A 13,995-nucleotide genomic window follows, 5' to 3' on the forward strand; every position below is an offset into this window, starting at 1 on the left:
TGACCTATGGTAGCATGGTTTCATCAAGTATTCGGGAGCGATACGATGTCCACTGCGTCCAGCTCACCCGCCACACCTCCTCACAGCCTCGGATCCGGGCTTTCCAACCTCCGCGCCAAGTGGGGCTGGATCGTCGCCCTCGGCGTGATCTACCTGATCGCCGGCGTGCTCGCCTTCGGCAGCGTCTTCTTCGCCACCGTCGTCAGCGTGCTGTTCGTCGGCGCCATGATGATCGTCGCCGGCGTCGCCGAGATCATCAACGCGTTCCAGTTCAAGACCTGGGGCAAATTCCTGTTCTGGCTGCTGCTCGGCGCGCTCTATGTCGTGGCGGGCTTCATCACCTTCGAGAACCCGCTGCTCGCCGCGGCGACGCTGACGCTGTTCCTCGGCATCGCGCTGGTGGTGTCGGGCATCGTCCGCATCTTCCTCGCCTTCGGCATGAACTCGGAAGCGCCTTGGGGAATGGTCGCGATCTCCGGCCTGATCACGCTGGTGCTCGGCGCCATGATCCTGGCGCGCTGGCCGGTGTCGAGCCTCTACGTGCTCGGCATCTTCCTCAGCGTCGATCTGATCTGCGCCGGCGTGAGCTGGATCAGCATGGGCATGGCGCTGAAGCGCAGGGTGTGAGGCGCGATCGTCGCCTCAGGCACGATCGACGGGTGGGTTAGCCAACGGGTCCGCCCGCAGGGCGGCCCGATGGCAGGCTCCGCGTGACGCCGCACGTTTCATGCGCGGAGAGAGGGCGGGTTACGCTTGCGCTAACCCGCCCTACCCTCAATCCACCTGCAAGCCTCAGGGCTGCGCGAGGTGCCAGGCGCCGTTGAGGAAACCGTCGCCGGTGATGTCGCCGGCCTTCTGGTCCTTGGCGAAGGTATAGAGCGGCTTGCCCTTGTAGGCCCACTGCTTGGAGCCGTCGTCACGCGAGATGATGGTGTAGCCGCCTTCGGCCTTGTCGCCGGCGTCCGCCTTCAAGACCGGCCAGTTCGTCGCGCACGGGCCGTTGCAGGCCGACTTGCCTTCGGAATCCTTGTCGAAGGTGTAGAGCGTCATGCCCTTGGCGTCGGTGAGGACCGAGCCCTTCGCGGTGGTTCCGGTCTTGGTCGGCGGCGCGGCAAAGGCGGCTGAGGCGAACGCAAACGACACGGCGGTGGCGAGCGCGAGCGAGATCGATGTCTTCATGATGTCTCCTGTTCGAATGCAAATGGCTTGCATGCGTTAGGACGCCGGAGGGTGCGCACTATTCCGCTGACGACGCGCGAAGAATTTTCGGGACGGCGATCAATGCGAGGGGAATAAAGCCGCAGGCGCGCGCCGATACCGTCCCGTAGCCCGCATGAGCGGAGCGACATGCGGGAGCCGCCCCGGATATCGCGGAGCCTGTCATCGGGCGCGCGTTCGCGCGACCCGTTGGCTCATCCGGGCTACAACACCGAATGTGCTACCGTTTGATTTCCTCGACCGCGCGCACCAGCGGGCGGTCCGAGAGCTGGATCGGGCCGGAGAACGGCGTGCTCATTTCGAGGATCAGATAGATCGCGGCCGAGATCAGCGCCGCGGCGGCGACGGTGGTCGAGATCACCACTGCGTTGCGCGGCGCGCGAAAGCCGAGGGTGGCGAACATCAGCGTGAGCCACCCGACCAGGATACAGATCAGCGGCGACGGAAACGAGCCGTCGGACTGCTCGACAAAGGTCCAGCGCTGCTGCACCGCCTGCCGATAGACCGAGCGCGCGTCGTTCCACAGCGCCACCTTCTGCTCGTCGTCGAACCGCAGCTCGCGGAGGCTGGTGCCGACCTCGTCGAGCAGGCGCTCGGACACCGCGCTTGCCCTGGAGATCGGGACATCCTTGAGCACCTGCTCGACATAGGCGAGCAGCCGCTTGCGCGGCTCGTCGGCACTCGGGCCGAGCGGCCGCAAGCTGCGATCGAGCAGGATGATGTCGGTGGCGAAGACGTGCAGATTGCGGTCGACAGCCACATAGGTGTTGGCGGCACTGTTCATCATCAGGCCGAGCAGCAGCGACGGCATGGTGACGAACAGCGTCGCGACCAGGCGTACCGAGGTGTTGGTCTCGTCACTGCGGTGATGATCGGCGAGCCGGGCATGGATCGCCATGGTCGCAAGCGCGGCGCCGCCGAGCAGGATGAAGATCAGGACGGCGACGATGAATGCAACCACGGCTTGCGAAAACCTGCGAGAGAATCAGGTCCGCAGGATAGCAAGGGACGCCCAATGGTGCATGTCCGGTTGACTGGCCGTCCCCACGCGCTATCCAGTCCGGACAGGTTTCGGGAACGTCCGGCGAGAGCGCGAGGGGCGCTCCAGAGGAGATAGCACGTGCATATCGTCGACGACAGCGAGGTCAACCGCGTCCTGAGCTTTCCGGTCCTGATCGAGGCGATCGAAGCCGCGCACCGGCGGCCGAAGATCGCGGTGCACGACAGCTATCTCGGCGACGACAAGGGCCAGCAGCTGGTGACGCGCAGCGCGGTCGACGCCGGCCGCTTCATGATGACCAAGCTCTACACCAGCTTTCCGGGCAACCTCGCCCACGGCAAGCTGCCGGCGGTGCAGGCGGTCTGCGTGCTGTTCGACGGCAATGACGGGCGTCCCCTCGCGGTGATGGACGCCGCCGAGATCACCCATTGGAAGACCGCCGCGGATTCCGCCCTCGGCGCAAAACACCTGGCGCGGCCGGATGCCGAGACGCTGCTGGTGGTCGGCGCCGGCGAGATGGCGCGCTGGCTGGTGCGCGGGCACCGCACCGTGCGACCGCAGCTGAAGCGGGTGCGGGTCTGGAACCGGACGGTGGAACGCGCCCAGGAGCTCGCCGCGCTGCTAGAAGGCGACGGCATCGCGGCCGAGGCCGTCACCGATCTCGACGCCGCGACACGCGAGGCCGACATCATCACCACCTGCACCCGCTCGCGCGAGCCGCTGGTCAAGGGCGCCAATTTAAGGCCCGGCACCCATCTCGATCTGGTCGGCGGCTTCACCCCGGAGACCCGCGAGTCCGACGACGAGGCGGCGCGGCGTTCGCGCATCTTCGTCGACCGCCGCGAATCCGCCTTCGATGGCGTCGGCGACATCCTGCAACCGATCGCGAGCGGCGCGATCACCGAGAGCGACGTGCTCGGCGATCACTACGATCTTGCCGGCGGCAAGGTCGCCGGTCGGCTGTCGGATAGCGACATCACCTTCTTCAAGAACGCCGGCGGCGGGCATCTGGATCTGATGACCTGCGAGACGGTGTTGGCGCAGTTGGGCAAGGAGCTGCGGTAACGGGTAGCCCGCGCTAGCGCTGCCATTGCTGCTTGCTTACCGAGAATTGTCAGCGCTAATTTGTGGTGCAGGGTGTTGAATTTCATCGAGCCAATTTCATGTCTCATCCCGTAGATGACGATCCAGTCATGGCATCAGCAATAGGGCGATGCTCAAATAATTGGACCCATGTGGAGTCGATTCTTGCGTGGACGTTCGGTCACCTCACAGATACGAACTTGACTATCGCGGTGACCGTTTTCAGCTTCTTTAAGGCAACTCGTACCCAATGTGACGTACTAAATAAGCTCGCGAGGATCGCGCCGTTCATGACCGAGGACCTGCGAACGAGTCTTCGCAGTGCGCTGAAGAATTATCGTCAGTTGGCAGAAGGTCGAAATGAGCTGCTGCATAATCCGATTGGGCGAAGCTTGGAAAACCAAGTTTATATTATGCTTAGGACGGCGACGCCTGAGGCAGGGAAGCTACCCTATCAAACGAAGCCCATAAGTCCGGCAGAGATCGATGATCTATCAAATAAGATTAGGGTTCTTAGTTCTGAGCTCCGAGAAGTTGAGAGCGCCATAGGAAGCGCGAGGATCGCGGTCCGTTCCACGAACTAATGCAACGACCGGGCGGTTGATAAGTAGCCCGCATGAGCGCAGCGACATGCGGGAAAACCTCTCCCGGATATCGCGGCGCCTGTCATCGGGCGCGTTCGCGCGACCCGTTGGCTCATCCGGGCTACATCTATGCTTGCTACATCTCGCGCAACCAGACCTCGCCGATCGAATGGTCGAAGCGCTTGCGCAGCACGACGTCGGCCCGCGTCCGCGTCGGCAAGATGTTCTCCCTGAGATTGGCGCGATGATGCTCGCGCCACAGCCGCTCCGCGACCTCACGCGCGTCACCCGGCGGCAGGTCCCTGTAGTGGTGGAAATAGGAGGCGGGATTCCGGAACGCCGTCGGCTGCAATCTGAGGAAGCGTTCGACATACCAGGACTGGATGTCGGCCTCGTCGGCATCGAGATAGATCGAGAAGTCGAAGAAATCCGACACCACCACCGGCGCCGTGCCGCGCGCCAGCAGCACGTTGAGGCCCTCGAAGACCAGGATGTCAGGCTGCTGGATGACCTGGCGTTCCGACGGCACGATATCGCCGATCAGGTGCGAGTAGACCGGCAGCTCGAGCTCGCGTTCGCCCGCCTTCGCCGCTGCGAGAAATCGCAGCATGCGCGGCAGGTCGTAGCTCTCGGGAAAGCCCTTGCGCCGCATCAGCCCGCGCTCTTCGAGAACGCCGTTGGCATGCAGGAAGCCGTCGGTCGTCACCAGCTCGACCCGCGGATGATCGGCCCAGCGGGCCAGCAGCGCACACAGCACGCGGGCAAAGGTGCTCTTGCCGACGCCGACACTGCCGGCCAATGCAACGATGTAGGGCGAACGGCGTGCCGGGCGGCCGAGAAACTCCGCCTTGACGTGCGCGAGGTTGCGCGCCGCGGCGAAATGCAGGTTCAACAAGCGCGTCAGCGGCAGATACACGTCGCTGACTTCGGCGGAATTGATCGGCTCGTTCAAGCCGCGCAACGCCGCGAGATCGGCGTCCGAGAGCGTCAGCGACGTGCTGGCGCGCAAGGCCGCCCAATCGCTGCGGCCGAAGATCATGTAGGCGGACAGCTCGTCGGGGTGGGTCATCTCAGCCGTTCACGGTGAGCCTGATGCGTCCGATCGATCTTGCCGAGGCAATGCCGGTTACGTCAATCGCCCTTTGCGGCGGCGATGGCAACGAGTAGCCCGCATGAGCGCAGCGACATGCGGGGCCGTCTCCCCCCGGATATCGCTTCGCTCATCCGGGCTACGCGGCGACCGTAGTAGAACCGTAGGGCGGGTTTGCGTTGGCGTAACCCGCCCTACGCTCCTTACTCCGCGGCCTGCTGCGTCGGCTCGTCCAGCACCTCCGACACTTTCGGCGGCGACATCGGCAGGCTGTAGAAGCGTTTGCCGAGCGCGTCGTGGACGGCGTTGGCGACCGCGGCCATGACCGGCACCAGCGGCACCTCGCCGACGCCCTTGACGCCTTGCGGATGCTTCGGGTTCGGCACCTCGACCAGCGCGCAGTCGAGCATCGGCAGGTCGGAACAGACCGGCATGCGATAATCGAGGAAGCCGGGATTATCGACCTTGCCGTCCTTGTTGTAGATGTACTCCTCGTTCAGCGCCCAGCCGATGCCCTGCGCGACGCCGCCTTGCAGCTGGCCCTCGACATAGCTCGGATGCACGGCGCGGCCGACATCCTGCACGGCGGTATAGCGAATGACGCGGACGATGCCGAGATCGACATCGACCTCGACGTCGCAGATATGGGTGCCGAAGCCACCCTCGGCGCCTTGGGTGTTGAGCTGCACGCTGGCGCCGATCGGGCCGCCCTGCGACGGCGCCTTCTCGGCGAGATCGGCGAGCGTCAGCGGTTCGAACTGGCCGGCATTCGGGCTGACCGGATGCGCGGCGCCGTTCTCCCACTTCACGGCTTCAGGGTCGATCTCCCAGAGCTTCGCCGCGCGCTCGCGCAAGGTCGCGATCACCTTGTCGGCCGCCTGCGTCACCACCATCGAGGAGGCAAACAGCACGCGGCTGCCGCCGGTGAGGTTGGAGAAGCCGACCGTCTGGGTGTCGCCGATGATGACGGAGACGCGCTTGTAGTCGATGCCGAGCAGCTCGGCGCAGATATTGGCGATGCCGGCGCGCGAGCCGCCGATATCGGGATGCCCGGTCGTGACGACGACGTTGCCGTCCTCGGTGATGTTGACCTGCGCGGAGGATTCACCGCCGGCGTTGAACCAGAAACCCGACGCGACGCCCCTGCCCTGCAGCTTGCCGAGCGGCGCGGCATAGTGCGGATGGTTCCTAGCGGCTTCCAGCGTCTCGATATAGCCGATGCGCGGGAACACCGGGCCATGGGCGGCCTTGGTGCCTTCCTTCGCCGCGTTCTTCAGCCGCAGCGCCAGCGGATCCATCTTGAGCGCCTCGGCAAGCTCGTCGAGCACGCACTCCACCGCATAGGCGCCGATCGGCGCGCCCGGCGCGCGATAGGCCGCGACCTTGGAGCGGTTGGAGCAGACGTCGAACCCCTCCGACAGCACATGCGGGATGTCGTAGGGCGCGAAGCTGCACCCGACCGCACCGCGGATCGGCGAGCCCGGGAACGCGCCGGCCTGCAGATAGAAGCTGCCGTGCGCGGCGACGATGGTGCCGTCCTTCCTGGCGCCGATCTTCACCGTGCTCTTCGAGCCCGAGGTCGGCCCCGTGGCGCGCATCACCTCCTCGCGGGTCATCACCATCTTCACCGGGCGGCCGGATTTCTTGGCGAGCAAGGTCGCGAGCGGCTCGAGATAGACGATGGTCTTGCCGCCAAAACCGCCGCCGATCTCGGCGGGGATGGCGCGGATGTCGCTCTGCGGGATGCCGGTCAGCATCGAGGTCATCGCGCGCACCATGAACTGGCCCTGGCTCGACGACCAGATCGTGGTCTTGCCGTCGGCCGCAACCGAGATCAGGCAGGCATGCGGCTCGATATAGCCCTGATGCACCGGGCGCGTGGTGAAGGAACGCTCGATGATAACTTCGGCATCCCTGAAGCCCTGCGCGATGTCGCCCTTCTTGGATTCGAGGCGGCCCATGATGTTCGAGGGCTTGCCCTCGAATTTGTTGAACTCGTGCAGGATCGGCGCATCCGCCTTCAGCGCATCGTCGATCTCGATCGCCCAAGGCAGCACCTCGTAGTCGACCTCGATCAGCTTACAGGCTTCCGCCGCGATCGCCTCCGTGGTCGCGGCCACGGCGGCGACGGGATGGCCGGGGAACAGCGCCTTGTCGCGCGCCATCACGTTGCGGCACATCCAGCGCATGTCCTGGATGCCGAGCATGACGGCGCCCTTCTCGATCGTGAAGTCGACAATGTCGCGCGATGTGACCACCGCCTTGACGCCGGGCAGCGCCTCGGCCTTGGCGGTTTTGATCGACTTGATGCGGGCGTGCGGATGCGGGCTGCGCAGCACCTTGCCCCAGATCATGCCGGGCATGGTGGTGTCGGCGGCAAACGCCGCGCGGCCGGTCACCTTGTCGACGCCATCGGGCCGGATGGTGCGCTGGCCGATCCATTTGTTGTTGACGACGTTCATGGGCGAGCCTCCCGCATTTCAGCCGCGGTCTCCATCACCGCGCGGACGATCTTGTCGTAACCGGTGCACCGGCAGAGATTGCCGGCGAGCCAGAAGCGGACTTCCTCTTCGGTCGGATTGGAATTTTTGGCGAGCAGCGCCTCGGAGGCGACCAGCATGCCCGAGGTGCAGATGCCGCACTGAAGCGCGGCGTGCTCGAGGAATTTCTGCTGCAACGGATGCAGCTTCTCGCCTCTGGCCATGCCCTCGATGGTCCCGATCTCGTGGCCCTCGGCCTCAGCCGCGAGCATCAGGCAGGAGCAGACCAGGCGGCCGTCGAGCGTGATCGAGCAGGCGCCGCAATCGCCGGACGCGCAGCCCTCCTTGGAGCCGGTGAGCCCCAATTGCCCGCGCAGCGCGTCGAGCATGGTCTCATACGGCTCGCACAGGAACTCGACCGGCTCGCCGTTGACTGAGGTGGTGACGTGCAGTTTCGCCATGGTGCTAGTGTCCTCCCGCGCGCTGGGCGGCGATCGCGGCGGTGCGCTTGAGCAGCACGCCGGCGGTTTTGGTCCGGTAGGCGATGGTGCCGCGCTTGTCGTCGATCGGACGACAGGCGGCGCGGCATGCGGCGGCAGCAGCTTCGAGCGCGGTATCGTCGAGCTTCGAGCCGATCAGTGCCTGCGCGGCAGGATCAACCAGCAGCGCGGTCGGCGCCACCGCGCCGAGGCCGACGCGGGCCGCGGTGCAGACGCCGTCCTTCAAGGTCAGGCTGACGCCGATGCCGACCACCGCGATGTCCATCTCGGTGCGCGGGATCATCCGCAGGTAGGCGTCGCTCGAGCCCTTCGGCCGCGGCGGCAAGGCGAAGCTGACCAGGATCTCGCCCGGCTTGAGGTTGGTACGACCAGGTCCGGCCGGCACATCCTCAACCTTCATGTCCCGCCGGCCGTTCGGACCCTGCACGGTGACGACGGCACCCGCCGCGATCATCGCCGGCACGCTGTCGCCGGCCGGTGAGCCGTTGCAGAGATTGCCGCCGGCGGAAGCGCGGCCTTGCACCTGCTTGGAGCCGATCAGGTTCACGGCCTCGAGCACGCCGGGCCATACCTTGCCGAAGCGCGCATGCTCGGCGAGCTCCATGCCGGAGACGGCGGCACCCACGCGGAAACCGCCATCGGCGGTTTCGCTGATTTCGGTCATCTCGCCGATCTTCTTGATGTCGACGATCAGTCCCGGCCGCACCAGGCCGGAGCGCATTTGCACCAATAAGTCGGTGCCCCCTGCCATAATGCGGGCGGCACTCCCGGCGGCAGCAAATGCGCCAATCGCTTCGTCAAGCGTGCGCGGTGCTACGTATCGGATATCGGTCATGACGGTTCTTTCGGTCTCCCTCGACTGCTTGTTCCCTTAGGATTTGCGGGATGTGGCCTTATTGATTGCTGGCCGGCAGATCGCGAGCCTACACGGCGGATCGGGGTCCGAACAGCCCGCGAGGTGCGGCAGGAAGCGCAGGCTCCTATGCAGGATGCGGACTTGTGCAGTGCCGGCGGCGGCGCGCGGCCTATGCCTTGGGGCGCGCTCGCGACCCGCCGCGACGAGGCCGCCAACCAGATCGGTCAGGCCTGACCGCGTTTGCCGGAGCCGATCCCAAGCATCGAGAACATCCCGATGATGAGCAGCGCCGCCGGAATGCACCACCACAACACATAGCCGAACATGTATTCGAAGATCGTGCGCCGGTAAGGGGGAAGCGGATTGGGCAGCGTGCCGGCACGCTGCATCTGCTCGATCTTCTCCTGCGAGAGCTCGTGGTAAACGTTGAGCGGGCGGCCGTTGAGGTCTCTGCCGGAGCCCTTGACCATGAGGGCGTAGTAGCCCGTCATCTTGTAGGGCAGGATGAAGGAGTGCGTGAGGCTCACATAGCCCAGCGCGAGGGCTTCGCCCTTGGGACCCTTCTCGGTCAGGTCCTGCAGCTGCTGGTAGCTGTATCGCGTGCCGAACTCCGCGGCGCGTACGTCATGACCGGACACCGCCAGGCCGACGAACACGAGAAGAACGAGCAGACCGCGGCGCATGGCGTCTTGCCTCTCAAAGGGGCGCGGCGGTTCGACCGCCGAACACTCATCAAACAAGCTACCGGAAAGGTATCCAACCCCGGCTAACCCGGGCGATACAAGTGTCAGCAGCCGGTTAAGTCCTCCTCAACCTCGTCGGCACGTGCTGAGCGCGGCGAAGCCCGGAACCAGCGCCCGCTCGGCGACGTGCTCAAGCAGTGAGCGCACACGGCTGCGCAACCTCGCAACCGGACCGAACGCGATGGCGCGGCTCTTGCTTGCTTTCAACAACGGATTGGTGAAGCATGCCGGCGCAATGACAGATCGGGAGACGGCGAATGGTCGAAGTTTCGCGCAGAACGCTCCTCAAGCTTGCGGCCGGCGTACCGCCGGCCATCCTGTCATCGCGCGCCCTTGCCGCGAGCAAGGGCAAGACCATCACCGCCGTGATGCATTCGGACCTGCGCATCATCGATCCCGGTTTCACCACCGCCTACATCACCCGCGACCATGGCTACATGGTCTACGACACGCTGCTCGGCATCGATTCAAGCTTCAAGGTCCGGCCGCAAATGGCGGACTGGACGATCTCGGACGACAAGCTCACCTACACCTTCACGCTGCGCGACGGCCTGAAATGGCATGACGGCGCGCCCGTCACCGCGGAGGACTGCATCGCCTCGCTGAAGCGCTGGACCGCCGTCGACGGCATGGCGCAGAAGCTGGCCGAATTCACCGCTTCCCTCGAGGCGAGCGGGCCGAAGACGATCGTGCTCAAGCTCAAGGAACCGTACGGCCTCGTGCTGGAGTCGCTGGCAAAGCCCTCCTCCTACGTCGCCTTCATGATGCCGAAGCGGCTCGCGGAGACGGCGCCGGGCAAGCAGATCGCCGAGCAGATCGGTTGCGGGCCGTTTAAATTCATACAGGCGGAATTCCAGCCGGGCGTGAAGGCCGTCTATGAGCGCAATGCCGACTACGTGCCGCGCAAGGACAAACCGGATTGGCTGTCGGGCGGCAAGGTCGCGAAGGTCGATCGCGTCGAATGGGTCACGATGCCCGACGCGCAGACCGCGATCAACGCGCTGCAATCCGGCGAGATCGACTTCCTGGAACAGCCGTCGGTCGACCTGCTGCCAGTGCTCGAGGCGAACTCCGACCTCACCGTGGCCGTGCTGAACAAGTTCGGCTTCCAGATCGAGGGCCGGATGAATTTCCTGCACCCGCCATTCGACAACGCCAAGGTCCGCCGCGCCGCATTCCTGGCGATGAACCAGAAGGACGTGCTCGACGCCACCGTCGGCAACGCGAAATACTACGAGATTTGCGGCTCCTATTTCGCCTGCGACACGCCGCTCGCCAGCGACGCAGGCGCCGAGACGCTGATCAAGGCCAACGGCATGGCCGAGGCGAAGAAGGCGCTCGCCGCCTCGGGCTACGACGGCACGCCCGTCGTGATCATGATCCCCGGCGACGTGCAGACGCTGAAGGGGCCACCGACGGTCGCGGCGCAGCTGTTGCGCGCGGCCGGCTTCAACGTCGACGCGCAAGTGACGGACTGGCAGACCGTGGTGAGCCGCCGCGCCAGCCAGAAGCCGCCCAAGGAAGGCGGCTGGAACCTGTTCTTCACCTTCACCGGCGCGACCGAGGTGATGAACCCGATCGTCAACAACCAGATCGCCGCCAACGGCAAGCGGGCCTGGTTCGGCTGGCCCGAAGACGCCAAGCTCGAGCAGATGCGCGACGCCTATGCGCGCGCCACCTCCCCTGAGGAGCAGAAGAAGGTCGCGGTGGAGATTCAAAAGCAAGCCTACGAGCAGGTGATCTATATCCCGCTCGGCCAGTTCCGCTTGCCGAGCGCCTGGCGCAAATCGCTCACCGGCGTGCTGGAAGGCCCGGCGCCGCCGGTGTTCTGGAACGTCGACAAGACCGAATAGGACCAGCGGCGCGAGCGACGCGCGCCGCTGATCAACGTTGGGCCAGCCGCCGGGGCGCTTCACCGCTCTCGCTTGCGGGCGCCGCAAAATATCGAAAACAACCCCATGCAAAGGAGCCGACGGCCGCCGGCGTTCGACCGGGCAACTTGACACGTCGGGCAAATCAGGAATACATTTCCACTATTCCGAAATCAGCCTCCCCCTCCGGCCGGCAATCCGGAGAGGGAGCGCAGTTGCTTTCGGCTGCTATTCGACCTCGTCGCACGATCGCCGCGTCACTGGCCGTTGGCCTTGCGCGCGGCCTTCGGCGCCTCGTCCTTCAGCTTCTCCAATGCGCCGGGCATCATTTGCCCGAACATCGAGCTCAGCATCGCGGTCGGGATCAGGCCCGCGCTGTTGCTCTCCGCGCCCTGCCCGCCGGACATCAGGAATTGCGGCACCAGCGGCTGGTTGATCCGGGTCAGCGCTTCGGCGAACTTCGCGAAGTTCTGCTCGGCAAGTCGATACTCCGGCCCACCATAGGCATCGACCGACAGCTTGGTCGCCTGCGCGTTGGCGGCACCGACCGCGAGCACCCGGTCGGCCTCGCCCTGGCCCTCGAGCCTGGATTGCTCGCCGACCGCGGCCGCGGTGACCTTCCTCGTCTCGGCATCCTTCTGCGCGCGGGCGAGCGCCGCGGCGCCCTCGTTCTCGTTGACCTTGACCTGGATCAGCGATTGCGTCAGTGCCGTCTGCGCCGCCGCCGTCGCCTTGGCCTCGTTGAGCGCGCGCTCCTGCACCGCGGCCTTCTCCTGCTCCTGATAGGTCTCGATCTGCTCGCGCGCGATCTGGGGCGAACGGAGCTGGATCAGGATGTTCTCGATCGTGTGGTCACCGGTCGCCGCGCGCGGCGTGCCGATCAACACCTCCTGGAGGTCGAGCGAATAGCTCTCGAACTTGGCCTTCATGTCGTGGGCCGCTTCCGCCTGGATCGCGGCGCGGTTCTGCAGCAGCTCGATCAGCGTCATCTTCTGCGCGATGTTCTTGAAGAACGCGCTGACCATCGGGTCGAGCGTCTGCTCGACCAGTTTCTTCACGTCGCCGAAGCGCTGGATGATCATCGGCGCCTTCTTGTAGTCGATATGCATCACCACCGAGAGCGGCAGCGTCGGCTCGAACGCGTCCTTGGTGATCAGCGAGATCTCCGACAGGTTCTCGTCGAGCTTCATCGCACCGACCTCGCCGCGCATCCATTTCAGGATGAAGTTGACGGTCGGGATGATCTCGATCTTGCCGGCATAGGTGTTGAAGGCGTATTTACCCGGCAACAGCGGATCCTTCCAGACGCCGCGGCTGCCGTTGAGCACGAGCTCGCCATGACGGTACTGCTCGCCCGAGACGTCGTCGGTGCGCGGGCCGGTGTAGAAGATGACGACGCCGACATTGCCGACCGGGATCACCGTCTTCGGCACCGCCTCGACAGTCGCGAACAGGCGGTTGATGTACCAGGTGCCCTCGACGATGATCTGGAGCTGGCGGCCGCGATAGCCGCCGGCGCGCAGGAATTTCTCGGGCTCCTGGAAATTGTTGTGAAAGGTCGCCGCGTCGTGCAGCTCGATTCCGACCTCGGGCGCGATGATCTCGCCCGGAGGCAGCGACGGGCCGTCATGCACGGTGACGATGCCGACCAGATCGTGATCGGCCGCCAGCACCACCGGCGCAAAGCCCCAGCGTTCGGCGATCGTGAGCTGCATGCTCTCGAGCACGCCGCGCTCGCGCTCGCTCAGCGCATGGCCGTAGACGCGCTCGTCGGTGATGACGGCGAACTGCGTGGTGTTGATCGCATAGGTACCCTCGCGCAGGACCTTGCGCTGCGGGCCCTTCTGGCCGCCGCCGAGCAGGAAGCGGCGCGCATCCTGGAAGTCCGACTTGTCTTCGGTGTCATTGGCGCCGAGCACCTGCGAGGGCTCCAGCAGCGCACCGTCGCGCGCGAACACATAGGCGATCTTGCCCTGGCCGACGGTCACGAGGTCCGAGCGGTGGATCCGGTACATGAAGGGAAACATCACGTGCAGCCCGCCGCGCAGCACCTCGGGCTCGTAGCCGGCCTCGCCGTTCAGCGCGATGAAGCCGTCGTCGATCGAGCCCTTTATCGACCACAGCTTCTCGACGATGCCGACCTGATTATTCGGAATGTAGCGAAATACGTTCGATATGCGCAGCAGGATCACAAACGCGATCACGACTGCGGTCCAAATGGCCGGCTGGGTTAAACCTGAGTCATTAAGAAATGCGAGGAAGTCCATAGTCCATCTCCACAATTCGCAACTGGGCGGTTTGGGAGCCCAAACCTGCACCCAAGAATTGCGGTGCGGACATGTGGTGCGCGGCCCTGGCGGCGCAAGGCGTGAACATTATTGGCGCTGCCAATCTTTTTTTCGATGACGGGATGAACTGGCAAACGAGTCGCGCGACATCGATCGGCGCGAACCATTGGCTGCGATTGCGCATCATTCGCATCACCCCAGCCTCGCCGATAACGAGGGCGTGGACTCACAAAGGTCCGCTTCTGACGGCGACGCAGTAATTGCCGTGCTGAACTGGTACCC

11 protein-coding genes are annotated in these 13,995 nt (G+C 65.0%); 3 read left to right on the forward strand and 8 right to left on the reverse strand.

The annotated features are described in order from the left end of the window. Window positions 1-45 precede the first annotated feature (45 nt). Window positions 46-627, forward strand: a complete 582-nt coding sequence (locus tag I6F38_RS10565) for an HdeD family acid-resistance protein (protein ID WP_176936851.1) — start codon at window positions 46-48, stop codon at window positions 625-627. A gap of 165 nt (window positions 628-792) precedes the next feature. Here the strand turns inward: I6F38_RS10565 and I6F38_RS10570 are convergent, their stop codons facing one another. Together I6F38_RS10570 and I6F38_RS10575 are read right to left on the reverse strand one after the other, a co-directional pair. Continuing rightward, window positions 793-1,179 carry a hypothetical protein gene (locus tag I6F38_RS10570; RefSeq protein ID WP_225160253.1) on the reverse strand — a complete coding sequence of 129 codons (387 nt, stop codon included), beginning with the start codon at window positions 1,177-1,179 and terminating at the stop codon, window positions 793-795. Between the two features lie 259 nt (window positions 1,180-1,438). Beyond that, window positions 1,439-2,179, reverse strand: a complete 741-nt coding sequence (locus I6F38_RS10575) for a hypothetical protein (protein WP_225160254.1) — start codon at window positions 2,177-2,179, stop codon at window positions 1,439-1,441. A gap of 159 nt (window positions 2,180-2,338) precedes the next feature. On the opposite strand from I6F38_RS10575, the gene I6F38_RS10580 reads away from it, so the two are divergent. Further along, window positions 2,339-3,283, forward strand: coding sequence for a dehydrogenase (locus I6F38_RS10580; RefSeq protein WP_225160255.1), 945 nt, complete (start codon window positions 2,339-2,341; stop codon window positions 3,281-3,283). 738 nt (window positions 3,284-4,021) lie between these two features. Here the strand turns inward: I6F38_RS10580 and coaA are convergent. The 5 genes from coaA to I6F38_RS10605 form a co-directional block, all read right to left on the reverse strand. Beyond that, complete coding sequence (gene coaA / locus I6F38_RS10585; protein ID WP_225160256.1) at window positions 4,022-4,954, reverse strand: type I pantothenate kinase; 933 nt, start codon at window positions 4,952-4,954, stop codon at window positions 4,022-4,024. A gap of 224 nt (window positions 4,955-5,178) precedes the next feature. Beyond that, a complete protein-coding gene (locus I6F38_RS10590; RefSeq protein WP_225160257.1) occupies window positions 5,179-7,437 on the reverse strand; it encodes a xanthine dehydrogenase family protein molybdopterin-binding subunit in 2,259 nt (752 codons plus the stop codon). Beyond that, window positions 7,434-7,916, reverse strand: coding sequence for a (2Fe-2S)-binding protein (locus tag I6F38_RS10595; RefSeq protein WP_225160258.1), 483 nt, complete (start codon window positions 7,914-7,916; stop codon window positions 7,434-7,436). The genes I6F38_RS10590 and I6F38_RS10595 overlap by 4 nt, the downstream gene beginning before the upstream one ends. 4 nt (window positions 7,917-7,920) lie before the next feature. Then, window positions 7,921-8,781 (reverse strand): xanthine dehydrogenase family protein subunit M, encoded by an 861-nt coding sequence (locus I6F38_RS10600; RefSeq protein ID WP_225160304.1) that lies wholly within the window; start codon window positions 8,779-8,781, stop codon window positions 7,921-7,923. A gap of 254 nt (window positions 8,782-9,035) precedes the next feature. Then, complete coding sequence (locus tag I6F38_RS10605) at window positions 9,036-9,494, reverse strand: hypothetical protein (RefSeq protein ID WP_225160259.1); 459 nt, start codon at window positions 9,492-9,494, stop codon at window positions 9,036-9,038. Between the two features lie 317 nt (window positions 9,495-9,811). On the opposite strand from I6F38_RS10605, the gene I6F38_RS10610 reads away from it, so the two are divergent. Beyond that, window positions 9,812-11,407: an ABC transporter substrate-binding protein gene (locus I6F38_RS10610; RefSeq protein ID WP_225160260.1), complete on the forward strand. Its 1,596-nt coding sequence runs from the start codon at window positions 9,812-9,814 to the stop codon at window positions 11,405-11,407. Window positions 11,408-11,682: 275 nt separating this feature from the next. Here I6F38_RS10610 and I6F38_RS10615 read toward each other — a convergent pair whose 3' ends face one another. Further along, window positions 11,683-13,692: an SPFH domain-containing protein gene (locus I6F38_RS10615; protein WP_225160261.1), complete on the reverse strand. Its 2,010-nt coding sequence runs from the start codon at window positions 13,690-13,692 to the stop codon at window positions 11,683-11,685. Window positions 13,693-13,995: the final 303 nt, after the last annotated feature.

Origin of the sequence: Bradyrhizobium sp. BRP56 (assembly GCF_020194035.1) — a bacterium.
Classification (GTDB): domain Bacteria; phylum Pseudomonadota; class Alphaproteobacteria; order Rhizobiales; family Xanthobacteraceae; genus Bradyrhizobium; species Bradyrhizobium australafricanum.